This is a genomic window from Streptomyces sp. NPDC007945, from assembly GCF_042958885.1.
Lineage (GTDB): Bacteria > Actinomycetota > Actinomycetes > Streptomycetales > Streptomycetaceae > Streptomyces.
In genome coordinates this window covers 135800-160481 of the sequence record NZ_JBIBJV010000009.1, presented here as the reverse complement: position 1 = coordinate 160481, position 24682 = coordinate 135800, and the positions used below count along the sequence as shown (strand labels likewise).

The window sequence follows — 24682 nt, the reverse complement described above, 5'->3', positions numbered from 1 at the left end:
GCCAACAACTCACCCCCCCCCCCCCCCCCCGGCGGGGGGGGGGGGGGCGGGGCGGGCGGGGCGGGGGGGGGGGGCCCCGGGGCGGGGGCCCCCCCCCGGGGGGGGGGCCCCCCCCGGCCCGTGTCCCGCCGAAGCCGTCGAAGCCGTCGAAGCCGCTCCAACTCGCGCTTCGGTGCGTGGAGTCGGATCAGTTGTGGCCGAACTTGCGCTCCCTGCGGTGGGAGGGCTGCTCGATGACGGAGCGCGGGCCCTCGCTCATGGCCGGAGTTCCGCCCTTCTCCTTGGCGGACGGGGTCTCGCGGTGCTCGTGACCACCCGTGCGGGCGCCCTTGTTCACCCGGGTCTGCTTCTTGCCCACGATGGTGCCTCCCGTACGAAGACCTGCGACGGCTCTCGGCCGCGCCGCGCAGCGGCAGCGCATCCGCCTCCTTCCAGGCTCGCACGGGGGCACGGGCCACGCATTACGGCGCGGATCGGGCGACTGGATCCAAGATCCGGTGGAAGGCGGCGAGGGTCGGGGTGCCCGAGGCGCGGTCCAGGATCGCGAAGACGATCTCGTCGAAGTGGCCGGCGAACCGTCCGTCACCGGTCAGCAGCGCCTTGAAGGCGCCCGCCACCTCGGCCGGGTCGTTGCGGAAGACTCCGCAGCCCCACGCGCCCAGGACGATCCGGCGGTACCCCTCGGCGACCGCCGTCTCCAGGACCCGCTCGGCGCGGGAGGCGAGGGCGGCCGGCAGCAGGTGGGCCCGGGCCGGGTCCTGGCGGCGGACGACGCCGGCGTTGGGGGCCGGGGAGGTCAGGAAGCCGACGGTGAAGGGGGTGGCGAGCAGGGCGCCGCGGTCGTCGCGGAAGACCGGGACCCGGGGCGAGTGGATCACCCGGTCGGTGTAGAGCGCGTCGCGCTCGCTCCGGTGGTGCTCGTAGTAGGCGGGGGCGCGGAGCAGCGTGGCGTAGAGAGCGGAGCAGCGGCAGAGGGCCTCCTCCTGGGCCTGGGCTCCGTTGAGGTAGCCGCCGCCGGGGTTGCGGGCGGAGGCGAAGTTCAGGACGGCGACCGGCCCGGCCGGGTCTGCGGCGGTCATCCGGCGGGCGGCGGCGAGGCTGCTCTCGTCGGTGACCTCTATGCGGCCGGCGCGGCCGGTGGCGGGGGTGACGGGGACCGGCTCGGGGCCGTACAGCCGAGTTCCGGCCAGGGCGGCGGCGAGGTCCTCGCGGAGGGAGACGGTCCGCCCGTCCGGGGCGGTGTAGGAAGCCGCGGCGACGATCGCCTCGGTCTGCCGCGCGATCTCGCGCAGTCGTGCACTCATGCCCCGAGGATGATCGTTTCGCCGCGTTCGGGACAAACGATTTTCACGCTCGCCCTCGCTTCCCCGTCCCCCGAAGCGCTCCCGGTCCCCGTGGAGTCACTCTCGAAGCATCCCCGAGTCGTTCTCAAGCCTTCTTCAAGCCTCTTTCGACTCTCACTCCACCACAGCTCGACCCTGAATCGACCACGGCTCGAACCCGACTCGATCACCTCTCGACCTCCGCTCGATCCGCTCTCGATCCATCCTCGACTCTCACTCGAATCTCGCTTGAGTCTCACTCGAGTCTTTCTCGACTCACTCTCGAGTCATTCCCGACTCCCCGCCGACTCTCCGCCACAGCACGCCTCAAAGGGCGCAAGGGGCGCGCTCGGGGGCGCCGACGCGCTCTTGCACGCCGCCCGAGCGTGGCATTAGGTGGAAGGCAGCGGCTAGCCGAACGGCTCCGCGACCAGCACTTGGAGGTGCACGGATGGCGCCCGGCGTCACTCCGCGCAGCGGTCCGCCCCTCACCGAGGAGGCGGCAGAGGACCTGCTGCGCTGTATATGTTTCAAGACCGGCCCGCCCCGGACCGTGGGGGCGGAGCTGGAATGGCTCGTCCACGATCTGGGCGACCCTCGCGAGCCGGTGCCCGCGCACCGTCTGGCGGCCGCGCTCGACACCGTACGGTCCTTGCCCCTGGTGTCGTCGCTCACGTTCGAACCTGGCGGGCAGCTGGAGCTCAGCTCGCTCCCTGCCGGTTCCCTCATGGAATGCATGGACTCCCTCGCCTCCGACCTGACGGCGGTGCGCGCGGCGCTCGGACCGCTCGGTCTGACGCTGAGCGGATACGGGGTCGACCCCTGGCACGCACCGCGCGAGCGGGTGCTGCGCGAACCCCGGTACGACGCGATGGAGCTCGCCCTGGGCCGGACCGGGCCCTCGGGCCGGGCGATGATGTGCGAGTCGGCCTCGGTGCAGGTCTGCCTGGACGCCGGGTACGAGGACCCGGGTCCGCTCGGCCATCTGCGCCGCTGGGAGCTGGCACACCTCTTGGGCGCGGTCCTCGTGGCCGTCTTCGCCAACTCCCCGCTGCACGGCGGGCGCCGGACCGGCTGGCGCTCCAGCCGGCAGGCGCTGTGGACGGACCTGGACCCGACGCGGGCGCTGGCCCCGCCGGCGGACGGCGACCCGCGCGAGGCGTGGACCGCGCACGTCCTGGACACGCCGGTGCTCTGCGTGCGGGCGGCGGGCGAGGGCCCGTGGCTGGTGCCGGAGGGGCTGACCTTCCGCCAGTGGCTGCGGACCGGCGATCCCCGGCAGGCCGACGCCGACGACCTGCGCTACCACCTGACGACGCTCTTCCCGCCGGTCCGGCCGCGCGGGCACCTGGAGCTGCGGATGATCGACGCACAGCCCGGCCCGGACGGCTGGATGGTGCCGGTGGCCGTGACGGCCGCGGCCTTCGAGGACGCGACGGCGTCCGAGGCGGTGTACCGGGCGGTACTGCCGCTGGCGGAGGTGGCCGGGAAGGAACCGGCGCCCCGCAACCCGCTCTGGCTGCGGGCCGCCAGGGACGGCCTCGCCGATCCGCTGCTGCACGCGGTGGCGGTCGAGGTCTTCGCCGCGGTCCGCCCCGCCCTCCACCGGATCGGCGCGAGCGAGCAGGTACGGAAGGCCGTCGACGCCTTCCGGGAACGGTATGTGGACGCCGGGCGCTGCCCCGCCGACGAGCTCCAGGTGGTGACGTCATGACCAGCACGGCCGATACGAACACGACGGATACGACGCCGGATACGACGACGGGCCCGGCAGAGGCCGCGGCGACGGGCGCGAAGCTCGGCCCTGAGGCGCTGCGGGAGCGGGCGCTGGAGGCGCTGACCACGGCCCGGGAGCGCACCGCGCTGCTCACCGACAGCGTGGACGACGGTGAACTCACCGCGCAGCACTCGCCGTTGATGTCCCCCCTCGTCTGGGACCTGGCGCACATCGGGAACCAGGAGGAGCAGTGGCTCTGGCGTGAGGTGGCGGGCCGGGACGCCCTGCGGCCCGAGATCGACCCGCTGTACGACGCCTTCGCGCACCCCCGGTCCGAGCGGCCGTCGCTGCCGCTCCTCGGGCCGTCCGAGGCGCGGGCCTACGCCGCCGACGTCCGGACCCGGGTCCTCGACGTCCTGACGGAGGTGCGCCCCGACGGGCGTCCGCTGCTGGACGAGGGATTCGCCTTCGGGATGATCGCCCAGCACGAGCAGCAGCACGACGAGACGATGCTGATCACCCATCAGCTGCGGAAGGGGCCGGCCGCGCTGGACGCCCCGCCGCCTCCGGCGCATCCCCCGACGCCGCTTCCGGCGGAGGTCCTGATCCCCGGCGGCCCGTTCACGATGGGAACCTCGGACGAGCCGTGGGCCCTCGACAACGAGCGTCCGGCGCACGTCCGCACCGTGGCCGCCTTCCACATCGACACGGTCCCGGTCACCAACGGCGCCTATCTGGCGTTCATGGCGGACGGCGGCTACACCGAGCGCCGGTGGTGGCATCCCGAGGGCTGGGCGCAGATCCGCGAACACGGCATCGTGGCCCCGCTGTTCTGGCGGCAGGAGAACGGCCAGTGGCTGCGCCGCCGGTTCGGCGTGACGGAGCCGGTGCCGGAGGACGAGCCCGTGGTCCACGTGAGCTGGTACGAGGCGGACGCGTACGCCCGCTGGGCCGGGCGTCGGCTGCCGACGGAGGCGGAGTGGGAGAAGGCGGCCCGGCACGACCCGGTGACCGGCCGCTCGCACCGCTACCCGTGGGGCGACGCCGACCCGGGCCCTGACCACGCCAACCTGGGCCAGCGGCATCTGCGGCCGGCCCGGGCCGGGAGCTACCCGGCGGGCGCCTCGCCGCTCGGGGTGCGGCAGCTGATCGGTGACGTGTGGGAGTGGACGGCGAGCGACTTCCTGCCGTACCCGGGCTTCCGGGCGTTCCCGTACAAGGAGTACTCGGAGGTGTTCTTCGGGCCCGACCACAAGGTGCTGCGCGGTGGTTCGTTCGCCGTGGACGCGGTGGCCTGCCGCGGCACCTTCCGCAACTGGGACTACCCGGTGCGTCGGCAGATCTTCGCCGGCTTCCGCACCGCCCGCTCCGCGGAGCTGGACTGATGTGCCGTCACCTCGCCTACCTGGGCGAGCCGGTGGCGCTCGGCGAACTCATCCTCCGGCCGCCCCACGCGCTGCTGCGCCAGGCGTGGGCGCCCCGGACGCAGAGCAGCGGCGTGGTCAACGCGGACGGCTTCGGCGTCGGCTGGTACGCGGACGGGGATCCGGTGCCGGCGCGGTACCGGCGCACCGGGCCCATCTGGGGCGACCTGTCCTTCACCGACCTCGCCCGGGTGGTGCGCAGCGGGGCGTTCCTCGGCGCGGTCCGCGGGGCGACGCTGCCCGGCGCGGACGGTGAGGCGGCGGCCGCGCCGCTCGCCTCGGGGCGCTGGCTGTTCAGCCACAACGGCGCGGTGCCGGGCTGGCCGGGGACGCTGACGCCGCTGGCGTCGACGCTGACGGCGGCCGAGCTGCTCGATCTGGAGGCGCGCACCGACTCGGCGCTGTTGTGGGCGCTGGTCCTGCACCGGCTCCGGGCCGGGCAGAGTCCCGGGGACGCGCTGGCCGGGACGGTGGCGGCGGCCTCCGAGGCGGTGCCGGAGGCGCGTCTGAACCTGCTGCTCACCGACGGCGAGCAGATCGCGGCCACGGCCTGGAACAACAGCCTGTGGTACCTGTCGGGCCCCGGCCGGGTGGTCGTGGCCTCCGAACCCTACGACGACGATCCGCTGTGGCAGGAGGTGCCCGAGCACACGCTCGTCACCGCCCGCCCTTCCGACGTCACCCTCATTCCGCTCAAGGAGTCGACCGCGTGAGCACGTTCCAGCTGACCCGCACCCTCGCCCCGGACGCGGCCGCCGCGGATCTGCGCGCCGACGTGCTGCACGGGCTGACCCGCACGCCCAAGGAGTTGCCGCCGAAGTGGTTCTACGACGCGCGCGGCAGTGAGCTGTTCGAGGAGATCACCCGGCTGCCCGAGTACTACCCGACGCGGGCGGAGCGCGAGATCCTGATCGCCCGGGCGCCGGAGATCGCGGCGGTGACGGGGGCCAGGACGCTCGTGGAGCTGGGCTCCGGTTCCTCGGAGAAGACCCGGTTCCTGATCGACGCGCTGCTGCCGGAGCTGGCCGCGTACGTGCCGGTGGACGTCAGCGAGTCCGCGCTGACCGGGGCGGCGGAGGCGCTGCTCGCCGACCGTCCCGAGCTGCGCGTGCACGCGCTGATCGCCGACTTCACCCGGAGCGTCGTGCTGCCGGAGACGCCCGGGCCCCGGCTCGTGGCCTTCCTCGGCGGGACGATCGGCAATCTGCTGCCGGAGGAGCGGAGGACGTTCCTGCGCTCGGTCCGGGAGATGACGGCGCCGGGTGACGGTTTCCTGCTCGGCACGGACCTGGTGAAGGACGAGTCGACCCTGGTGGCCGCGTACGACGACGCGGCCGGGGTGACGGCGGAGTTCAACAAGAACGTGCTGGCCGTGCTCGACCGGGAGCTGGGCGCCGACGCGGATCCGGACGACTTCGACCACGTGGCCCGGTGGGACCGGGAGCGGGAGTGGATCGAGATGCGGCTGCGCGCCCGGCACGCGCTGACCGTGAAGATCCCCGAGCTCGACCTGATGGTGGAGTTCGAGAAGGGCGAGGAGCTGCGGACCGAGGTGTCGGCGAAGTTCCGTCAGGAGGGCGTGCGGGCGGAGTTGGCCGAGGCCGGGTTCGAGCTCACGCGCTGGTGGACCGACACGGAGGGCCGCTTCGCGCTGTCGCTGGCGACGGCCCGGTAGGGAGCCGGCAGGACGGCCTGCTGGGCGGCGGCGGCGAGAAGCCGACGGTCCGGATACTGGATTGCGGATATCGGATCCAGTATCCGGATCTCCACGGTGAGTCCGGGGGTCCGCACGACCCGCCACAACGAGGCGCCCAGCGGGTCCTCCCCCACGTACGCCGCCCCCTCGGGCCGATAGCCGATGCGGACCGGCTGGATATCGGATCCCGTATCCACAGCGGCCTGGAAGAGCGCCGGACGGAACCGCCCGCCGTCCCGGCCGCACCACGTGGAACCTTCCGGGAAGACGATCACCCGGCCGCCGCCGGCCAGCGCCCCTGCTACCTCGCGCACGGTGCCGGGCAGCCGGCGCAGCCCGTCGCGGTCGATGAAGAGCGTGCCGCCCAGGGCGGCGAGCGGGCCGAGCACCGGCCAGCCGCGCACCTCCCGCTTGGCGATCATCCGCCCTGGCAGGACGGCGGCGACGACCGGGACGTCCAGCCAGGAGACGTGGTTGGCGACCACGAGCGCGGGCCGCCCGGAGCCTGGGAGGACGCCGGTGACGGTCAGCCGGACCCCGAAGGCGCGGACGACCGCCCGTGTCCAGAGCCGCACGAGGGCGTACCGCGCGGCGGCGGGCAGCGGGCCCACCACCGGCAGGAGGACCACGCCGAGGAGGACGGCCGCGAGGCCCGCCGCGAGGCGGGCGCAGGCGAGCACGGCGGGAGCGGGCCGGAAGGCGGCCCGGGCGCTCGGCACGGGATCCGGGTGGGCCGCGCAGTGGCGGCCCGGGGTGCAGGGCGCCGTCGGGAGCCACGGCGACGGGGCCGGAGCGGCGCGGTTCACGAGGCCGGGACGAGCGACAGGAAGTGGCGCAGGTAGCGCGGGTTGGTCCGGCGCAGCGAGAGCAGCACGTACAGGTCGGCGACGCCGAAGTCCGGGTCGTACGCCGGAGCCCCGCAGACCCAGGCGCCGAGCCGGAGGTACCCGCGCAGGAGCGGGGGCAGTTCGGTGCGGCCCTCGGGGCGGCGGACGCCGTCGGAGTTCCACAGCTTGTGCGGCGTGACCCAGTACTCCTCGGGGGCGAGGTGCTTCGCCTTGACGGTGTCCCAGGTGGCGGCGGCGAGCGCGCCCCCGTCGGCGAGCGGGATCGAGCAGCAGCCGGCGAGCCACTCGTGGCCGGTGCGGGTCATGTAGCGGGCGAGGCCGGCCCAGATGAGGGCGATGACGGCGCCGTTGCGGTGTGCGGGGTGGACGCAGGAGCGGCCCACCTCGACGAGGTCGTGCCGGACGGGCGCGAGGCGGCCGAGGTCGAACTCGCTCTCGGAGTAGAGCCGGCCGGCCACGGCCGCCCGCTCGGGCGGCAGGATCCGGTAGGTGCCGACCACTTCGCCCGTGGACTCCTCGCGGACGAGCAGGTGGTCGCAGTAGGCGTCGAAGGCGTCGGTGTCGAGGCCCGGCTCGGGCCCGTCGAGGCGGGCGCCCATCTCGCCCGCGAAGACCTGGTGGCGCAGGCGCTGGGCGGCGCGGACGTCGTCCTGGTCGCGGGCGAGCCCCACCAGGTAGCGGGGTTCGGGTTCGGGACCGCCGGTCCGTGCGGGCTGGGCGGGCAGCGCCACCACGGGCTGGATGCCCGACGGCACGGGGACGGCGGGGGCGGTGGCGTCGGCGAGCAGGTGCGAGAGGGCGGTCATGGCGGTCTCCTCCGGCGTACGGAAGGTACAGGGGCGTCGCCGGTCCGCGAGCGGTGCGGCCCGGCCCCTCGTTTCTTCCGCCGCCGGCTGGATTCGACATGACCGGCCGGGGGATCGCGGGTGTGGGAAGGCTGAATGCTCCGCGGCGCGCCCCGCCCGACGCCGGACCGGAGCGACCACCGCCAGGGACGAGCCCCGTCGACCGCCCGGCGGATGCCCCGACCGCTCCCGGCCAGGCCCCGGCGCGCGCGGCATCCGGCAGGCGGCAGGCGGCACCCGGCACCCGGTCGGAGGCCCTTCTCGCCCCACGCTCTCCCCGGTCGGCCCGACGCCCCGCCCCCGCGCCCCGCCCCTCTTCCCGGAATCCCCCGAATCCCCCGCCGCTCTCCCCCGGCTCCCTCCGCCAGGGCCGTGGTGTGCCCTACTCCGACAGCGTCTCCGTGATGGCCTCGGAGGCCTTCCGGGCCGCCTTCTTGGCGTCCTCGCCCTCCAGGACGGCCGTCATGAAGGGCTTGATGGGGTTGTCGGCCTCGACGCTGGCCCACTGCGGGGAGTTGGGGGTGGCGCGTCCGTTGGCGGCGCCGGCGGCCATGGCGGCGGTGGCCTCCTGCCCGGAGACGACGGAGGCGAGGCTCTTCTTGTTGGGCACGTAGCCCATGGCGCGGGCGAGTTCCGTCTGCCACTTCTCCCCCGCCAGCGCCTTGACGACTTCGAGGGCGGCGGTGCGGTCGGGGGCGTTCTCCGGGATGATCAGGTCGGAGCCGCCGGTGAAGACGGCGCCGGGGGTGCCGGCCTTCTTGCCGGGGACGGGGAAGTAGCCGAGCTTGTCCTTGAGGCCGGGGTCGGCCTTGAGGATGGCGGACACGGCGCTGGGCACGGCGACGATCTGGGCGACGTCGCCGCGGGCGAAGACCTCGGCCTGCGGCGGGTTCTGCTCGTCGGCGTTCTTCGGACCCGAGCCGAGGGACTGGAGGTCCTTGTAGAACGCCATGCCGCGCAGCGCCTCGGGTCTGTCGAGGGTGCCGGTCCACACGCCGCCCTCGTCGACGGCCAGTTCGCCGCCCTCGTCCCAGATGAAGCCGGCGAGCGTGTACCAGTCCTGGCCGGCCAGGTAGATGCCCTGGGAGCCCTGGCGGTTCAGCTTCTCGGTGACGTCGAGCCACTCCGCGCGCGTGGCGGGCGGCTCGGTGACGCCGGCCTCCGCGAAGAGGTCCTTGTTGTAGATGACGATGCGGTTGGCGGCGTACCAGGGGATGCCGTACTGGGAGCCGCCGACGCTGCCGGGCTCGGCGAGGCCGGGCAGCCAGTCCTCGCTGCCGAGGTCGCGGACGGACTCCAGGGTGAGGTCGAAGAGCCGGTCGGTGTCGGCGTACTGGGCGACCTGCGTGTTGCCGACCTCGATGAGGTCGGGTCCGCCGCCGCCCTCGATGGCCTCGGTGACCTTCTTGCCGATGCCGGTCCATTCCTGGATGGTGACGTTGAGTTCGACGTCGTCGTGCTCGTCCTCGTACGCCTGGGTGAAGCGGTTCAGGAAGTCCTCGCTGACGCTGTCCCGCATGAGCCATATGTCGACCGTCCGGGTCTCGCCCCCGGAGCCCGGCAACAGCCCGCAGCCCGCGAGGGCGAGTGCGGTGGCGGCAGCCAGCGGGCATGCGAGGAAGCGGTTCTTCACGGAGGTCACCTTCGGTTCAGCACACGGTGGTGCGACATGGGCGGCTGACCCGACGTGTGGGGGGACCGAACGGGATGTTCGCGCGGGTATGTGGCCAGGATTCTGGTCTGGACCAACCGAGGTGGTCAAGTCCTTGACCACCTCGTTCCCGGATCGGGCGGGCATACGGAACGGTTACCCCCGGGTACGGGCGAAGGGGGCAGGACCGCCCCCCTCGTCGTGTCGCGGGGTTCCGCGCGCTGGGGCACGGTGGAGTGGACCCAACCGCGGGCACCGAGAGGATCCGGCCCCCATGTCGAACCACACCTACCGCGTCACCGAGATCGTCGGCACCTCCACCGAGGGCGTCGACCAGGCCATCCGCAACGGCATCGAACGCGCCTCGCAGACGCTCCGGGGCCTCGACTGGTTCGAGGTCACGCAGGTCCGCGGGCACCTGGTCGACGGGCGGATCGAGCACTACCAGGTCGGCCTCAAGGTCGGCTTCCGACTGGACGAGGACGCCTGACGGCGCTCTCACCGAGCCGAGCCACCGACTCCCGCCCGCTCCCGCCGCGGCCCGCACCGACGGGCGCGCCCGCGGACGGGCCCGCAGGCGGGGTCAGGTTCTGCCCTCGCGCTCCTGGGCCTCCTTCAGCTCCTCCGAGGGGGTCGCCCAGTGGGCGCGGACGACCGGGAAGCCCGCCGCGTCGGCGGCGTCGCAGACCAGCCCGTCGTCGTCGACGAGCATCCGCACCTCCCGGTCGGCGGAGAGCCGCCGCAGGATCTCCACCTTGGTGACCCGCGCCGGCCGGAAGTCGCGGTGCCGCCGCATGTGCAGCGGCCCCTCGGGCAGCCCCTGCGCGGCCAGCCACTCCAGGGTGTCCCGCCGACAGCGCTCCGGACGCCCGGTCAGGTACACCACCTCGCACTCCTCGGCCGTCGACCGGCACAGCACCACGCCCTCCACCAGCGGCGGGTCGTCGGGTGCCGCCGCGAAGAACGCGTCCCAGTCCCGCGGCCTGCGCTCCAGGAAGTGCTGCCGGTGGGCGGTGTCCGCCAGTGTGTTGTCGAGGTCGAAGACGGCCAGCGGCCGGGAGTCTCCTGTCACGGGCCCAGCGTAGGAGCCGGGACCGACAACCGCCGCGCGCGACGGGCGGCCGACGGGAACACCGGCGGCACGCGCGCGTTGGAATCCTCATGAGCACTCTCCCCCCGGGCTTCCCCCTCTCGGTCCTCGACCGCTCCCGCACGCGTGAGGGCGAGGCCCCCTCGCAGGCCCTGCGCGACACGGTGCGGCTCGCCCGCGAGGTGGAGGCGCTCGGCTACCACCGCTTCTGGGTCTCCGAGCACCACGGCGTGCCCGGTGTCGCGGGCTCGGCGCCGACCGTGCTCGCCGCGGCCGTCGCCGCCGCCACCTCGGCCATCCGGGTGGGCACCGGAGGGGTGATGCTGCCCAACCACCGGCCCCTGGTGGTGGCCGAACAGTTCGGCGTGCTGGCCTCGCTCTTCCCGGACCGGATCGACATGGGCCTCGGCCGCTCTGTGGGCTTCACCGACGGCGTCCGGCGCGCCCTCGGGCACGACAAGGAGGAGGCGGAGTCCTTCCCGGAGCGGATCGAGGAGCTGCTCGGGTGGTTCACCGGCACCCAGTCGGCCCATCCCGGTGTCCACGCCCGCCCGGCGGAGGGGCTGCGGGTCCCGCCGTTCGTCCTGGCGACCGGCGCGGGCGCCCGGATCGCGGCGGAGGCGGGGCTGCCGCTGGTCGTCGGGGACCTGCGCCGCCGCGACCGGCTGATGTCCGCCGTGGACGCGTACCGGGCCGCCTTCCGGCCGTCGGCGTGGGCCTCGGAGCCGTACGTCGTCGTCTCCGGCACGATCGCCGTCGCCCCGACGGAGGCGGAGGCGCGCCGGCTGCTCGTCCCCGAGGCCTGGGGCATGGCGTACTCCCGCACCCGGGGCGACTTCCCGCCGCTCGCGCCGCCGGAGCGGATCGAACGGCTCCCGATGACGGAGCGCCAGCGCGGGCTGTACGAGGACGGGCTCGCCGGCCATCTGCACGGCACCGAGCAGCAGGTGGCCGAGGGGCTCGCGGAGGCCGTGCGGGAGACGGGGGCGGACGAGGTCCTGGTGACGACGAGCACGTACGACCGGGAGGCACTGCTCCACTCGTACCGCGGGCTGGCCCGGGCGGCGGGGCTGACGCCGCGGACGGACCGGAGGCCCGATACCTCCCGAGAAACGAATATTGGATAAAATCTCCGAATGCTGGATCCCGTCACCGCCCCCGACCCCTACGTCCGTGTCCGCGGCGCCCGCGAGCACAACCTCCGGGCCGTGGACGTCGACATCCCCCGCGACTCCCTGACCGTCTTCACCGGGGTCTCCGGCTCCGGGAAGTCCTCGCTCGCCTTCGGGACGATCTACGCGGAGGCCCAGCGCCGCTACTTCGAGTCCGTCGCGCCGTACGCCCGCCGGCTCATCCACCAGGTGGGCGCCCCGAAGGTCGGGGAGATCACCGGGCTTCCCCCGGCGGTCTCCCTGGAGCAGCGGCGCGGCGCGCCCAGCGCCCGCTCCTCCGTCGGCACGGTCACGACCCTGTCGAACTCGCTGCGGATGCTCTACTCCCGCGCCGGCGACTACCCGGCCGGGGCGCCCCGGCTCGACTCCGACGCCTTCTCCCCCAACACGGCCGCGGGCGCGTGCCCGTCCTGCCACGGGCTCGGACGGATCCACGAGACGAGCGAGGAACTGCTGGTCCCGGACCCGGGCCTGTCCATCCGGGAGGGCGCCGTCGCGTCCTGGCCGGGCGCCTGGCAGGGCAAGAATCTGCGCGACGTCCTCGCCGCCCTGGGGTACGACGTCGACCGGCCGTGGCGCGAGCTGGACCCGAAGGACCGGGAGTGGATCCTCTTCACCGACGAGCAGCCGGTCGTCACGGTCCATCCGGTCCGTGAGGCGGGCCGGATCCAGCGGCCGTACCAGGGCACGTACACCGGCGCCCGCCGGCTCGTCCTGCGGACCTACTCCGAGTCGAAGAGCCCGGCGCTGCGGGCCAAGGCGGAACGCTTCCTCACCAGCGCGCCGTGCCCGGTGTGCGGCGGGAGCCGGCTGCGCCCCGAGGCGCTGGCCGTCACCTTCGCGGGCCGGACCATCGCCGAACTGGCGGCGCTGCCGTTGACGGCCCTCGCGGAGGTGCTGGCCCCGGCCGCCGCCGCGGACGGCCACGTCACCACGCCCGACGGCACGCCCACGGGCACGTCCGCCGGCCCGGAGACCGCCCGCGTCCTCGCCGGCGACCTGCTCGCCCGGATCGCCACCGTCACCGAACTCGGTCTCGGCTACCTCTCCCTGGACCGCACCACCCCCACCCTCTCCAGCGGGGAGCTCCAGCGGCTGCGGCTCGCCACCCAGCTCCGCGCCGGGCTCTTCGGCGTCGTGTACGTGCTCGACGAGCCGTCCGCCGGTCTGCACCCCGCCGACACCGAGGCGCTCCTCGTGGTCCTCGACCGGCTGAAGGCAGCCGGCAACACGGTCTTCGTGGTCGAGCACCACCTGGACGTGGTCCGGCACGCCGACTGGCTCGTCGACGTCGGCCCGCGCGCCGGGGAGCACGGCGGCCGGGTGCTGCACAGCGGACCGCCCGAACTCCTCGCACACGTCGAGGAGTCGGCCACCCGCCGTTTCCTCTTCGACCGGTCCCCGGTGCCGGAACGGCCCGCGCTCGCCCCCGAGCGGTGGCTGCGCACCGGCCCCGTCGACCGGCACAACCTGCGCGGGGTGGAGGCCGCCTTCCCCCGGGGCGCCCTCACCGCCGTCACCGGCGTGTCCGGCTCCGGGAAGTCCACCCTCGTCGGGGCGCTCACCGAGGAAACCGCGGAGGGGGGACGGACGGTGACGGTCGATCAGCGGCCGATCGGGCGCACCCCGCGCTCGAACCTGGCCACCTACACCGGTCTCTTCGACGTGGTGCGCAAGCTGTTCGCGGAGACCGAGGAGGCGAGGGTCCGCGGCTACAAGGTGGGGCGCTTCTCCTTCAACGTGCCGGGCGGCCGCTGCGAGACCTGCCAGGGCGAGGGGTTCGTCTCGGTGGAGCTGCTGTTCCTGCCGAGCACGTACGCGCCCTGCCCCGACTGCCGCGGGGCCCGCTACAACCCGGAGACCCTGCGGGTGCGGCTGCGCGGCCTGACGATCGCCGAAGTCCTGGACCTGACCGTGGAGTCGGCGGCGGCCTTCTTCGCGGACGTCCCGGCGGCGGCCCGGAGCCTGACCACCCTCCTCGACGTCGGCCTCGGGTACCTGCGGCTCGGACAGCCCGCCACCGAGCTCTCCGGCGGTGAGGCGCAGCGCATCAAGCTGGCCGCCGAGCTCCAGCGCCCGCGCCGCGCCCACACCCTGTACGTCCTGGACGAGCCGACCACGGGGCTGCACCCGGCCGATGTCGAGGTGCTGGTGCGGCAGTTGCGCGGTCTCGTGGACGGGGGGCACACGGTGGTCGTCGTCGAGCACGACATGGACGTGGCGGCCGGAGCGGACTGGGTGATCGACCTCGGCCCGGGCGGCGGCGAGGCCGGCGGCCGGATCGTCGCCGAGGGTCCCCCGGCCCGGGTGGCGCGCTCGGCGGACAGTCGCACCGCGCCCTATCTGGCCCGGGCCCTGGGGATCACCACTCGCACGGGCCGGTGACTCCGCTCGGGGATTCCCGGGCGGTTCGCCGGCCCGTGCGAGTGGTTCCGGGCTCGGCACCCGAGGAGGCCCGGCCCCCGTCGTCCGGTCAGGCGCTCGTCGGGTCCCGGGAGGGGAAGAGGGTCGGCCCGAGGGGATGCCAGCCGGAGGGGCCGGGGAGGTGGTCCGCCGGGGCCGGTCCCCAGCTGCCCGGTTCGTACGGCAGCGGCCGGTTCCCGGGGTCGAGGACGGGCTCCACGATGCGCCAGCACTCCAGGATGGCCGGATAGAAGGCGAACGGTTCCGCGTCGCCGCCGACGGCACCGGCGAGGATGGTCTCGTAGGGCTGTTCGAGGCGGCCGAAGAGCCGTCCGTACTCCACCCCGATCGGGACCTGGAGGGGGTCGGCTCCGTCCTCGCCCTTGCGGACCAGCAGGTCCGCCCGGATTCCGGTGTCGCCGTCGATGCGGAACCGGACCAGGTTCGGGGGTGCCTGGTGGTCGTGGCCGCGGAAGAGCTCCAGGGGCGGTCGGCGCAGTTCGACGACCACCTCGGTGGCCGACACCGCCAGGGACTTGCCGCTGCGCAGGTGGAAGGGGACGCCCGCCCAGCGCCAGTTGTCGACGTAGAGGGTGGTGGCGAAGTAGGTCTCGGTGGTGGAGTCCGGTTTGACGCCGGCGACGTTGAGGTAGCCGCGGTACTGGCCGCGTACGGTCGTCGCCGGGTCCATCGACCTCACGGCGTGCAGGACCCGCCATTTCTCCAGGCCCTGCGCGGCCGGGTTCGCCGTGCTCGGCGGGTCCATCGCCAGGAGGGCGAGCACTTGGAGCATGTGGTTCTGCACCACGTCGCGGAGGCAGCCGACCGCGTCGTAGAAGGAGCCGCGGTCGGCGACGTCGAAGTCCTCGGCGAGGCTGATCTGCACGTTGTCGACGTAGGAGCGGTGCCAGATCGGCGCCAGGAGGGTGTTCGCGAAGCGTGCCACCATGAGGGACTCCACCGCCGCGTTGCCGAGGAAGTGGTCGACCCTCAGCAGGTGGGCGTCGTCGAAGTGCCGGCCGAGGTCCGCCTGGAGGGCTCGGGCCGACTCCGCGTCGTGGCCGAAGGGCTTCTCGACGACGAGGCGCGCGTCCCGGTTCAGGCCCGCCCGCGCGAGCGCGGCGGCGACGGTGGTGAACAGGCTCGGCGGGATCGCCAGGTAGTGGGTGACGAACCCGAAGCCGGAGACGGCGTCCCGCAGCTTCTCGAAGGTGGCGTCGTCGGCGAGGTCGCCGGTGACGATGGACAGGCCGGCGGCGAAGCGGGCGAAGACCTGTTCGTCGACGACCGTGCCGGTGGCGGCGACGGCCTCGCGGGCCTTGGCGCGCAGCGCCTCGTCGTCCCAGTCCGCCGCGGCCACCCCGATCACCGGCACGTCCAGCCGGCCCGCGGCGGTGAGCTGGTAGAGCGCGGGCAGCAGCATCTTGCGGGCGAGGTCGCCGGAGATGCCGTACAGCACCAGGGCGTCCGAGGGTTCCAGCCGGGTGGGGGGCAGGGCGGTTTCGGTCATGGGTACGCGTTCCTCGGTGTCGGGCCGCCCTGGGGCGGTGTTCAGTGGGTGCGGGTCGTCTTCGGGGCGTCCGGTTCCCGGCCGAAGCGGCGGTTCAGGTCGCTCTCGATCTCCTCCGGGCCCCGGCCACGGGTCTCCGGCAGGAAGCGCGTCACGAAGACGAAGGCCAGCGCGCAGATGCCGGCGAAGATCCAGAAGGTCTCTCCCTGTCCCAGCGCGTTGGCCAGCGGCAGGAAGGCGAGGCTGACGATGAAGTTGGAGACCCAGTTGACGGCCGTGGAGGCGCTGGAGCCCTCGGCCCGCACGGACGGCGGGAAGATCTCCCCGATCAGCGTCCAGAAGACCGGACCCAGTCCGCCGGCGAAGGCCGCGATGTAGACGACCATGAACAGCAGCGTGAGGCCCGAGGAGAGGTCCGCGACGAACGCCAGGCCCAGCAGGAAGACCGAGACCGCCATCACCGCCAGCGAGACCAGCACCATCGGCCTGCGGCCGATCCGGTCCACCAGCTTGATCGCGACCAGCGTCATGACCAGGTTGATGGCGCCGATCGCCACCGAGTAGAAGATCGAGTTCGAGGCGCTCAGACCGGTCTGCTCGATGATCGTCGGGGCGTAGTAGATGATCGTGTTGATGCCGCCGAACTGCTGCACCGCGGCCAGCGTCAGGCCGAGGACCAGAGCGGGGCGGACGTCGGGCGCCCACAGGTTCCGGCCGCCGGCGGACGAGGAGGCCTTGGCGCCCTCCTCCGCGATGCGCCGCTGGACCCGCTCGACGAGCCGGTCCGCCGTCGCCTGGTCGGACACCGAGGCGATCACCCTCCGCGCCTCGTCGGGCCGCCCGTGCTCGATCAGCCACTGGGGCGACTCGGGCAGCAGCCGTCCCGCCACCACCAGCACCAGCGCGGGGACCGCGCCGCAGGCGAACATCGCGCGCCAGTCGCCGCCGGAGGCGAACGCGAGGTTCACCAGGTAGGCGACGAGGATGCCGACGGTGATCATCAGCTGGTTCATCGTCAGCAGCCGGCCGCGGATCTGCGTCGGCGAGATCTCCGACAGGTAGACCGGCACCAGCGCGGAGGCGGTGCCGACGGCCAGGCCCAGCACGATCCGGGCCGCGAGCAGCATCCCGTACCCGGTGGCGAACACCGCCACGGCCGTCCCGAGGAGGAAGACCGCGCCCGCCGCGCCGAGCAGGCGGCGCCGTCCCCAGCGGTCGGCCAGCTTGCCCGCGCCCATGGCGCCGACGACGGAGCCGATGAGGAGGACGCTGACCACGCTGCCCTGTTGGAAGGAGTTCAGGTCGAAGTCGTCCCGGATGTAGAGCAGCGCCCCGGAGACCACGCCGGTGTCGAAGCCGAACAGGAAGCCGCCCACGGCGATCACGGTGGCCCACCAGGTGATCTTCCGGGTGCCGGCGGGGGACGCCGCCGCCACCGGCCCGTGCGTTCCCGGCTCCCGGGAAAAGCCCTGCACCATGTCGTTGTCCTTACGCTCCGTGCCGTTGGGAGAGGTCGGTCGAGCCGCGTCAGCCGTGGACGATGCCCCAACTGCCCGTGTACGAGTCCTGTGGCGCCAGTCGGATCAGGTCGGTGCCGCCGGCCAGCGCGTTCGGGGGTCCCGTCATCGGCTCCACGCCGAGCCCCCGGCGCCGTGACGCGGCCGGCACCCGGTCCGCGGTGTAGACCTCCAGCCACGGCTGGGCCTCGTCCAGCCAGAAGCGGACGCCGCGGCGCGACCCCCGAAGGAGGGCCCAGGCGCGGCCGTCCGCGTCGCGGGCGAGGTCGGTGAAGGCCACGTCGACGGTCTGGTCGCCCAGGCGGCGCGCGGTGGTGAAGTCGTACGCCGTGCCCGCGACGCCGACCGGTGGACCGGAGGGGATCATCCGCTCGTCGACCGGCTGGTAGCGGCGGCCCGGAAGCGTGAGCACGCACGCGTCGAGGGGCTCGCCGACCGTCAGATAGGGGTGCGCGCCGTGGGCGTAGGGGGCGGGGCGGGTCCCGGCGTTGCGGGCCGAGACCCGGACGGTGAGGCCCGAGTCGGCGTCCAGGGTGTAGGTGACGCCGAGGTCGAGGCGGAACGGGTAGCCCGTCGACCCGTGCAGGCCGTAGGTGAGGGTGAGGCTCTGCGGCTCGTACGCGACGGGGCGCCAGGGCGCCCACCGGACCAGACCGTGGATCGCGCAGTCCAGCTCGGGCTCCGAGAGGTCGAGCTGGTACTCCGTGCCCTCGAAGGTGTAACGGCCGTGGTCGACGCGGTTGGGCCAGGGGATCAGCAGCTGGCCGAACGCCGCCGGCGCCGGCTCGTCGGGACCGTACGAGAGCACGAGCGGCTCCCCCAGGTGGCTGAGCTCCCGCAGGCCCGCGCCCGCTTCCGTGATGGTCGCCTCGTAGCCGCCCGCCGTCAGCCGGAACTGCTCCCCCGTCGTGTCTGTGAGCATGGCGTGAGGGGTACCCCCCGCCAGGGGAGCCGTACCGGTCGGAGTCGGGTGACGGCGGGTCGGGTGATCGTCTTGCTCCGTCTGGCTCCGGCCCGGTGCGCACCGGGGTGCGCACGAGGAAGGTTTCGGTTCCGAGCCCGTCCGCGACGGACAGCGGGGTCACGGAGGTGAGGCGTTCGGTGGGAGAGGGGCCGGGGAAGAAGATCCTCGCCGGGACGTGGCAGCGGACGCGCGGCCAGTTGTGGCCGGTGGCGCAGCAGGCGGTGGCGTGCGGTCTGTCCTGGTGGGTCGCCCGTCTCCTCTTCGACCACCACGTGCCCCTCTTCGCGCCGATCGCCACCCTGGTGGCGCTCAACACCCAGCTCGGGGGCCGCGGCACCAACGCCGTGCGGGTGGTGCTCGGGGTGGTGTGCGGAGTGCTGATCGGTCAGGCCGCGTACATGGCGTTGGGTCATGCGGCGGGGGCGGTGGCCGTGGGGTGCGCGGTACTGGTCGCCCTGTTGGCCGCGCTCGCGCTCGACGGGGAGCGGGTGACCATGGCGCAGGCCGGGGTGAGCGCGGTGATCGCCGTCGCGTCCGGGCGGCCTGCGGGAGCCGAGCGCGTCCAGGACGTGCTGGTGGGGGCCGCCGTCGCGCTGCTCTTCAGCCAGATGCTCTTCCCCGTCCACCCGCTGAAGCTGCTGCGCGGGGCGGAGACCGCCGCCCTCCGGAGACTGGCCGGGCTGCTGCGGCTCGGAAGCCAGGTCCACGGCAACGATCCCGAGGAGCTGCTGCCCGCCGAATCGCGCGCCCTGTCCCAGCTCCTCCACGACGTGGACCAGGCCCGCACCGACATGGTGGGCGTCGCCCGGCGTACTCCTCGCTGGCGCGTGCACCGGAGCTCGGTCCAGGCGATGAGCAGGGCCGCGCTCCGGCTCGGGATGCTGGGCAACAGCTGCCTGCTCCTGGTCCGGCTGGCCGCCGAGTCCGCTCCCGAGACCGAGGGGCCGCTCGACGCCGCCATCGACGCCCTGGCCGATGTGCTGGAGGCGTACGCGGCGACGGAGCCCGCCGCGCCCGCGCGCCGCCGCTGCGTACGGTCCGCGCTCGCCGTGGCGGCGCGCTTCCCGGCGGAGCCGGGGGCGCACCACGCGGCGGAGCGGCTCGCGGTGGGGCTCGCGGTGCGCGACCTGCTCGTCGTCGCCGGCGTGCCCATGACGGACGCGGAGCGGGCCGTGCGGGAGCACGCCCCGGACGCTCCGCTCGGTTCCCTCTACGGGTGACCCTGCGGGGAGGTGGCCGTCCTGCGCGGCTCCGGCCGCGTCCTCCTCGTCCGGTCGGCGGGGGCCGGGAGTGGGTCCCTAGCCGTTGCGGCCGGTGGTGGAGCCGAAGCCGAGCCAGGTGTGGCGGTTGTTCCACCAGCACCAGCCGACCTTGGGCGCGCCCTTGCGCTCCTTGCCGTCGCGGCCGGTGCCGTTGCTGATCCAGATGGCCGGAGTGCGGGCGTCGAAGGAGCCGTTGGGCTTGCGGAGGCGCGAACCGATGGTCATGAAGCACTTGTTGCGCTCCAGTACCTCGGGGCGCTGGAGCAGCCAGTGGATGCCCTCGGTGAGGAGCAGCGGGGTGCGTCCGGCGGCGGTGAGGGCCGGAAGCGCCTCGTCGGGCGACCAGTTGCCCATGTGGTCGCCGCGGTCCAGGTCGTGGACCAGGTAGAAGGGGCCGCCGGGGAGCTCCACGCCCTGCGGGGCGAAGGAGTCGACGTCCTCCATGTCGACCACGACGAATCCGGGCTTGTCCGCGAGCCTGAGCAGCGGGGCGAGGACCGAGGCGGGCGCGGCGTCCGGGTGGACGGCCAGCAGGGAGCCGGCCGGGGCGTCGGCGGCGGCCTTCTCGGCGTACGCCCGCAGGTCGCCGGCGTCGACGCCGGTGAGCGCGGGGACCCCGAGCTCGATGAGCCGCTCGGCCTGGTCGGCGAGCGGGGGCAGCGGGAAGGTGCTGGTGGGGGCGTCGGCGGTCGGGGCGGTGCGCTGCGCGTCGGGCAAGGTTCTCCTCGGTCGGGATGGCGTCGGCCCGGGAAGAACGGCCCGGGCCGGCGCTTTGTTCCCGGCGGCGAGGAACTTTCTCACCTCACCTTGCGCCGGGCCCGCAGCCACTCCCTGTTCATGGCCGCGATCGAGGGCAGCGGGATGCCCTTGGGGCAGGCGGTGGCGCATTCGCCGGTGAGGGTGCAGCCGCCGAAGCCCTCGGCGTCCATCTGGGCGACCATGTCGAGGACCCGGGTCTCGCGTTCCGGGGCGCCCTGCGGCAGCACGTTGAGGTGGTTGACCTTGGCGGAGGTGAAGAGCATCGCCGAGCCGTTCGGGCAGGCGGCGACGCAGGCGCCGCAGCCGATGCACTCGGCGTGCTCGAAGGCGAGGTCGGCGTCCGCCTTGGGGACGGCGGTGGCGTGGGCCTCGGGCGCGGAGCCGGTGGGCGCGGTGACGTATCCGCCGGCCTGGATGATCCGGTCGAAGGCGGTGCGGTCGACGACGAGGTCCTTGACGACGGGGAAGGCGGAGGCCCGCCAGGGTTCGACGTCGATGGTGTCGCCGTCGCGGAAGGAGCGCATGTGGAGCTGGCAGGTGGTGGTGCGCTCGGGGCCGTGGGCGGCGCCGTCGATGACGAGGCTGCAGGCGCCGCAGATGCCCTCGCGGCAGTCGTGGTCGAAGGCGACGGGGTCCTCGCCGCGCAGGATGAGGTCCTCGTTGAGGGTGTCGAGCATCTCCAGGAAGGACATGTCGGGGGAGACGCCGTCCACCTCGTAGGTGACCATGGCGCCTTCGGCGCCGGGGTTCTTCTGGCGCCAGACGCGCAGGTTGAGCTTCATGCGTAGCTCCGCTGGGTGGGGTGGACGTACTCGAAGGCGAGGTCCTCCTTGTGGAGGACGGGGGCGCCGCCGGTGAACTCCCATGCGGCGGCGTACGCGAACTCCTCGTCGCGGCGGGCGGCTTCGCCGTCCGGGGTCTGGGACTCCTCGCGGAAGTGGCCGCCGCAGGACTCGGCGCGGTCGAGGGCGTCGAGGCACATCAGCTCGGCGAGTTCGAGGTAGTCGACGATCCGGTTGGCCTTCTCCAGCGACTGGTTGAGCTCCGCGCCGGTGCCGGGGACCTTGATGCGGCGCCAGAACTCCTCGCGGATCTCGGGGATCCGGCGCAGCGCGGTGCGCAGCCCTTCTTCGCTTCGGGCCATGCCGCAGAACTCCCACATGACCTCGCCGAGTTCGCGGTGGAAGGAGTCGGGGGTGCGGTCGCCGTCGACGGAGAGGAGGAGGGCGAGCCGGTCCTCGGTCTCGGCCAGTGCCTCGCGGACGGCGGGGTGTTCGTCGGTGACGGGCTCGGCCCGCGGGTGGCGGGCGAGGTAGTCGTTGATGGTGGCCGGCAGGACGAAGTAGCCGTCGGCGAGGCCCTGCATGAGGGCGGAGGCGCCGAGCCGGTTGGCTCCGTGGTCGGAGAAGTTGGCCTCGCCGATGGCGAAGAGGCCGGGGACGGTGGTCTGGAGGTCGTAGTCGACCCAGAGTCCGCCCATCGTGTAGTGGACGGCCGGGTAGATCCGCATGGGGACCTCGTACGGGTTCTCCGCCGTGATCCGCTCGTACATGTCGAAGAGGTTGCCGTACTTGGCCTCGACGGCCTTGCGTCCCATCCGGGCGATGGCGTCGGCGAAGTCCAGGTAGACGCCCTGGCCGCCGGGGCCCACTCCCCTGCCCTCGTCGCAGACGTTCTTCGCGGCGCGGGAGGCGATGTCGCGGGGGACGAGGTTGCCGAAGGAGGGGTAGATCCGTTCCAGGTAGTAGTCGCGCTCGTCCTCGGGGATCTCGGCGGCGGGCCGGGTGTCGCCCTTGGCCTTCGGGACCCAGATGCGGCCGTCGTTGCGGAGCGACTCGCTCATCAGGGTCAGCTTCGACTGGTGGTCGCCGGTGCGCGGGATGCAGGTGGGGTGGATCTGGGTGAAGCAGGGGTTGGCGAAGTACGCGCCGCGCCGGTGGGCCCGCCAGACGGCGGTGGCGTTGGAGTTCATCGCGTTCGTCGACAGGTAGAAGACGTTGCCGTAGCCGCCGGTGGCGAGGACGACGGCGTCCGCGTAGTGGGTGGAGATCTCGCCGGTGATCAGGTCGCGGGCGACGATGCCGCGGGCCCGGCCGTCGACGACGATCAGGTCGAGCATCTCGGTGCGGGCGTGCATCTCGACGTTGCCGGCGTCGATCTGCCGGGAGAGCGCCTGGTAGGCGCCGAGGAGGAGCTGCTGGCCGGTCTGGCCGCGGGCGTAGAAGGTGCGGGAGACCTGGACGCCGCCGAAGGAGCGGGTGTCGAGGAGGCCGCCGTACTCGCGGGCGAAGGGGACGCCCTGGGCGACGCACTGGTCGATGATCTCGACGGAGATCTGCGCCAGCCGGTGGACGTTGGACTCCCGGGCGCGGAAGTCGCCGCCCTTGACGGTGTCGTAGAAGAGGCGGTGGACGGAGTCGCCGTCGTTGCGGTAGTTCTTGGCGGCGTTGATGCCGCCCTGGGCGGCGATGGAGTGGGCGCGGCGGGGCGAGTCCTGGAAGCAGAACTGGACGACGTGGTAGCCCTGTTCGGCGAGGGTGGCGCCGGCGGATCCGCCGGCGAGGCCGGTGCCGACGACGATGATCCGGTGCTTGCGCCGGTTGGCGGGGTTGACCAGTTTCGCCTGGAAGCGGCGGGTGTCCCACCGTTCGGCGATGGGGCCGGCCGGGGCCTTGGTGTCGGCGATCGGCTCGCCGGTGCGGAAGTCGAGGTAGCTCATGGTCAGTTCACCACTCCGGTCATGACGCCGACGGGGACGGCGATGAATCCCGCGGTCAGGACGAGCGCGAGGAGGTTCGCCGTGAGGCGCAGGGCGCGTTCGCGCCGGGCGTTGCCGACGCCGAGGGTCTGGGCGGCGCTCCAGAAGCCGTGCCGGACGTGGAGGCCGACGGCGAGCATGGCGACGATGTAGATCGTGTTGCCGTACCAGGTGGAGAAGGTGTCGATGACGTTCTGGTAGGGCCTGCCCTCCTCGAAGCCGCCGGGGTGGACGGTCCCGGTGGTGAGGTCGAGGACGTGCCACACGATGAAGAGGCCGAGGATGATCCCGCCCCAGCGCATGGTGCGGGTGGCGTAAGAGGCGCCCTTGCGTCGGCGGGCGTACCGGGTGGGGCGGGCCTTGATGTCGCGGCGGCTGAGCTGGTACGCGGAGACGGCGTGCGCGCCGACGGCGGCGAGGAGCACGATCCGGGCGAGCCACAGACCCCACTCGTGGTGCAGGACGGGGGCGCCCATCACCCGCAGCCAGTGCGCGTAGCCGTTGAACTCCTCGGGGCCGAAGAAGACCTTGAGGTTTCCGGCGACGTGCGCGACGAGGTAGGCGAGCATGATCAGGCCGCTCGCGGCCATGACGGTCTTCTTGCCGAGGGTCGACGACCAGAAGCCTCGGGTGGGGGTGCGGGACGGCGGGCGGGCGGGGGCGGCGTCGCGGGCGGACGCCGAGCCCTTCGCGGCCGTGCCCCGCGCGGCCGCCGTGTCCTTGCTGGGTGCCAGAGCCATGGCTCGACGCTAGGGCCGGAGGACCCGAGAGGTCCAAGACATGGTCCGGCTGATATCCATAGGCTGAACCTATGCGTGTGCCCTAGGCTGGGGCCATGCAGTTCCAGCAGCTCCTCTACTTCGTGGCCGTCGCCGAGACCCGCCACTTCACCCGGGCCGCCGAGCGCGTCCACGTCTCCCAACCCTCCCTGTCCCAGCAGATCAAGGCGCTGGAGCAGGAGCTGGGCGCGGAGCTCTTCAGCCGGGCCCGGGGGAACATCGCGCTGACCGACGCCGGCGAGGCCCTCCTCCCGCTGGCCCGCCGGATCCTCGCCGACACCGAGACCGCCCGCCACGAGGTCCAGGAGCTCGCCCAGCTCAAGCGAGGCCGGGTCCGCCTCGGTGCCACGCCCAGCCTCTGCACCGGCCTGCTCCCCGACGTCCTGCGCGCCTTCCACGACCTGCACCCGGGGATCGAGCTGCTCATCGAGGAGAGCGGCTCGCACGACCTGGTGCGGGCGCTGGCCCGGGGCTCCCTCGACCTGGCGCTCGTCGTGCTGCCCCTGCCCTCGCCGTCGCCGGCGCTGACGACGGTGGAGCTGCTGCGCGAGGACCTGGTGGTGGTCTCGTCGGCCTCCGCGCCGCCGCCGCGCCGGCCGGTGCGGATCACCGACCTGCGCGATCAGCCGCTCGTCATGTTCCGGCACGGGTACGACCTGCGGGAGCTGACCGTCGGGGCGTGCCGGGCGGCCGGCTTCGAGCCCACGTTCACCGTCGAGGGCGGCGAACTCGACGCGGTCCTCGGCTTCGTACGGGCCGGGCTCGGACTCGCGGTCGTCCCCGCGATGGTCGCCGCCCGGGCCGGCCGCGACCTGCGCGTCACCGCGCTCGCCCGGCCCGGTCTGCGCCGCACGATCGCCCTGGCCCACCGCAGCGACGTCGCCCCGCCGCGAGCCGCCCGCGAGCTCCAGAAGCTGCTCATGGCGTCGCGGCGCGGCAAGGCGGGGCCGGACGCCGCGCCGTAG

Annotated in this window: 22 protein-coding genes; 9 read left to right on the top strand and 13 right to left on the bottom strand. The window is 73.6% G+C overall.

The window, feature by feature from the left end:
- Positions 1-187: 187 nt before the first annotated feature.
- Together ACFZCF_RS26540 and ACFZCF_RS26535 are read right to left on the bottom strand one after the other, a co-directional pair.
- Positions 188-358, bottom strand: coding sequence for a hypothetical protein (locus ACFZCF_RS26540; protein WP_388448545.1), 171 nt, complete (start codon positions 356-358; stop codon positions 188-190).
- A 103-nt stretch (positions 359-461) separates the two neighbouring features.
- Complete coding sequence (locus ACFZCF_RS26535) at positions 462-1304, bottom strand: TIGR02452 family protein (protein ID WP_391289273.1); 843 nt, start codon at positions 1302-1304, stop codon at positions 462-464.
- 469 nt (positions 1305-1773) lie between these two features.
- Here ACFZCF_RS26535 and egtA point away from each other — a divergent pair, with 469 nt between their 5' ends.
- From egtA to egtD, 4 genes are read left to right on the top strand one after another with little or no spacing between them, the layout of a single operon-like run.
- Positions 1774-3036, top strand: coding sequence for an ergothioneine biosynthesis glutamate--cysteine ligase EgtA (egtA, locus tag ACFZCF_RS26530; RefSeq protein ID WP_391289271.1), 1263 nt, complete (start codon positions 1774-1776; stop codon positions 3034-3036).
- Positions 3033-4424, top strand: a complete 1392-nt coding sequence (gene egtB / locus ACFZCF_RS26525; protein ID WP_391289269.1) for an ergothioneine biosynthesis protein EgtB — start codon at positions 3033-3035, stop codon at positions 4422-4424. Before egtA ends, egtB begins: the two co-directional genes overlap by 4 nt.
- On the top strand, positions 4424-5176 hold the full coding sequence (gene egtC / locus ACFZCF_RS26520) for an ergothioneine biosynthesis protein EgtC (protein ID WP_391289267.1): 753 nt from the start codon (positions 4424-4426) through the stop codon (positions 5174-5176). The genes egtB and egtC overlap by 1 nt, the downstream gene beginning before the upstream one ends.
- Positions 5173-6138: an L-histidine N(alpha)-methyltransferase gene (gene egtD / locus ACFZCF_RS26515; protein ID WP_388448535.1), complete on the top strand. Its 966-nt coding sequence runs from the start codon at positions 5173-5175 to the stop codon at positions 6136-6138. The genes egtC and egtD overlap by 4 nt, the downstream gene beginning before the upstream one ends.
- Here the strand turns inward: egtD and ACFZCF_RS26510 are convergent.
- The 3 genes from ACFZCF_RS26510 to ACFZCF_RS26500 form a co-directional block, all read right to left on the bottom strand.
- Positions 6033-6965 (bottom strand): 1-acyl-sn-glycerol-3-phosphate acyltransferase, encoded by a 933-nt coding sequence (locus ACFZCF_RS26510; RefSeq protein WP_391289265.1) that lies wholly within the window; start codon positions 6963-6965, stop codon positions 6033-6035. The genes egtD and ACFZCF_RS26510 overlap by 106 nt on opposite strands.
- On the bottom strand, positions 6962-7813 hold the full coding sequence (locus ACFZCF_RS26505) for a GNAT family N-acyltransferase (RefSeq protein ID WP_391289263.1): 852 nt from the start codon (positions 7811-7813) through the stop codon (positions 6962-6964). The genes ACFZCF_RS26510 and ACFZCF_RS26505 overlap by 4 nt, the downstream gene beginning before the upstream one ends.
- 421 nt (positions 7814-8234) lie before the next feature.
- Positions 8235-9485: an extracellular solute-binding protein gene (locus tag ACFZCF_RS26500; RefSeq protein WP_391289261.1), complete on the bottom strand. Its 1251-nt coding sequence runs from the start codon at positions 9483-9485 to the stop codon at positions 8235-8237.
- A 292-nt stretch (positions 9486-9777) separates the two neighbouring features.
- Here ACFZCF_RS26500 and ACFZCF_RS26495 point away from each other — a divergent pair, with 292 nt between their 5' ends.
- Entirely contained in the window at positions 9778-9993 is a 216-nt protein-coding gene (locus tag ACFZCF_RS26495) for a dodecin (RefSeq protein ID WP_388448527.1), read from the top strand.
- 93 nt (positions 9994-10086) lie between these two features.
- Here the strand turns inward: ACFZCF_RS26495 and ACFZCF_RS26490 are convergent, their stop codons facing one another.
- Positions 10087-10575 carry a hypothetical protein gene (locus tag ACFZCF_RS26490; RefSeq protein ID WP_391289259.1) on the bottom strand — a complete coding sequence of 163 codons (489 nt, stop codon included), beginning with the start codon at positions 10573-10575 and terminating at the stop codon, positions 10087-10089.
- An 89-nt stretch (positions 10576-10664) separates the two neighbouring features.
- Between ACFZCF_RS26490 and ACFZCF_RS26485 the strand changes: the two genes are divergently transcribed.
- Positions 10665-11720 carry an MsnO8 family LLM class oxidoreductase gene (locus ACFZCF_RS26485; protein ID WP_391289257.1) on the top strand — a complete coding sequence of 352 codons (1056 nt, stop codon included), beginning with the start codon at positions 10665-10667 and terminating at the stop codon, positions 11718-11720.
- A gap of 9 nt (positions 11721-11729) precedes the next feature.
- Entirely contained in the window at positions 11730-14150 is a 2421-nt protein-coding gene (locus tag ACFZCF_RS26480) for an ATP-binding cassette domain-containing protein (RefSeq protein ID WP_391289255.1), read from the top strand.
- Positions 14151-14238: 88 nt separating this feature from the next.
- Here ACFZCF_RS26480 and zwf read toward each other — a convergent pair whose 3' ends face one another.
- Genes zwf through ACFZCF_RS26465 form a run of 3 tightly spaced genes read right to left on the bottom strand, consistent with a single transcriptional unit; the run spans position 14239 to position 18117 of the window.
- A complete protein-coding gene (zwf, locus tag ACFZCF_RS26475) occupies positions 14239-15678 on the bottom strand; it encodes a glucose-6-phosphate dehydrogenase (RefSeq protein ID WP_391289253.1) in 1440 nt (479 codons plus the stop codon).
- A 41-nt stretch (positions 15679-15719) separates the two neighbouring features.
- Positions 15720-17156 carry a sugar porter family MFS transporter gene (locus ACFZCF_RS26470; RefSeq protein WP_388448517.1) on the bottom strand — a complete coding sequence of 479 codons (1437 nt, stop codon included), beginning with the start codon at positions 17154-17156 and terminating at the stop codon, positions 15720-15722.
- A gap of 49 nt (positions 17157-17205) precedes the next feature.
- Positions 17206-18117, bottom strand: coding sequence for an aldose 1-epimerase family protein (locus tag ACFZCF_RS26465; protein WP_391289251.1), 912 nt, complete (start codon positions 18115-18117; stop codon positions 17206-17208).
- A gap of 179 nt (positions 18118-18296) precedes the next feature.
- On the opposite strand from ACFZCF_RS26465, the gene ACFZCF_RS26460 reads away from it, so the two are divergent.
- Positions 18297-19379 (top strand): FUSC family protein, encoded by a 1083-nt coding sequence (locus ACFZCF_RS26460; protein WP_391289249.1) that lies wholly within the window; start codon positions 18297-18299, stop codon positions 19377-19379.
- 78 nt (positions 19380-19457) lie between these two features.
- On the opposite strand, the gene ACFZCF_RS26455 is transcribed toward ACFZCF_RS26460, so the two are convergent.
- From ACFZCF_RS26455 to ACFZCF_RS26440, 4 genes are all read right to left on the bottom strand, one after another.
- Entirely contained in the window at positions 19458-20138 is a 681-nt protein-coding gene (locus ACFZCF_RS26455) for a DUF5701 family protein (RefSeq protein WP_391289247.1), read from the bottom strand.
- Between the two features lie 80 nt (positions 20139-20218).
- Positions 20219-20962: a succinate dehydrogenase/fumarate reductase iron-sulfur subunit gene (locus ACFZCF_RS26450; RefSeq protein WP_388448509.1), complete on the bottom strand. Its 744-nt coding sequence runs from the start codon at positions 20960-20962 to the stop codon at positions 20219-20221.
- Positions 20959-22899, bottom strand: a complete 1941-nt coding sequence (locus ACFZCF_RS26445) for a fumarate reductase/succinate dehydrogenase flavoprotein subunit (protein WP_391289245.1) — start codon at positions 22897-22899, stop codon at positions 20959-20961. The genes ACFZCF_RS26450 and ACFZCF_RS26445 overlap by 4 nt, the downstream gene beginning before the upstream one ends.
- A 2-nt stretch (positions 22900-22901) precedes the next feature.
- Positions 22902-23678 carry a succinate dehydrogenase gene (locus tag ACFZCF_RS26440; protein WP_388448505.1) on the bottom strand — a complete coding sequence of 259 codons (777 nt, stop codon included), beginning with the start codon at positions 23676-23678 and terminating at the stop codon, positions 22902-22904.
- 95 nt (positions 23679-23773) lie between these two features.
- Between ACFZCF_RS26440 and ACFZCF_RS26435 the strand changes: the two genes are divergently transcribed.
- Positions 23774-24682 (top strand): LysR substrate-binding domain-containing protein, encoded by a 909-nt coding sequence (locus ACFZCF_RS26435; protein WP_391289243.1) that lies wholly within the window; start codon positions 23774-23776, stop codon positions 24680-24682.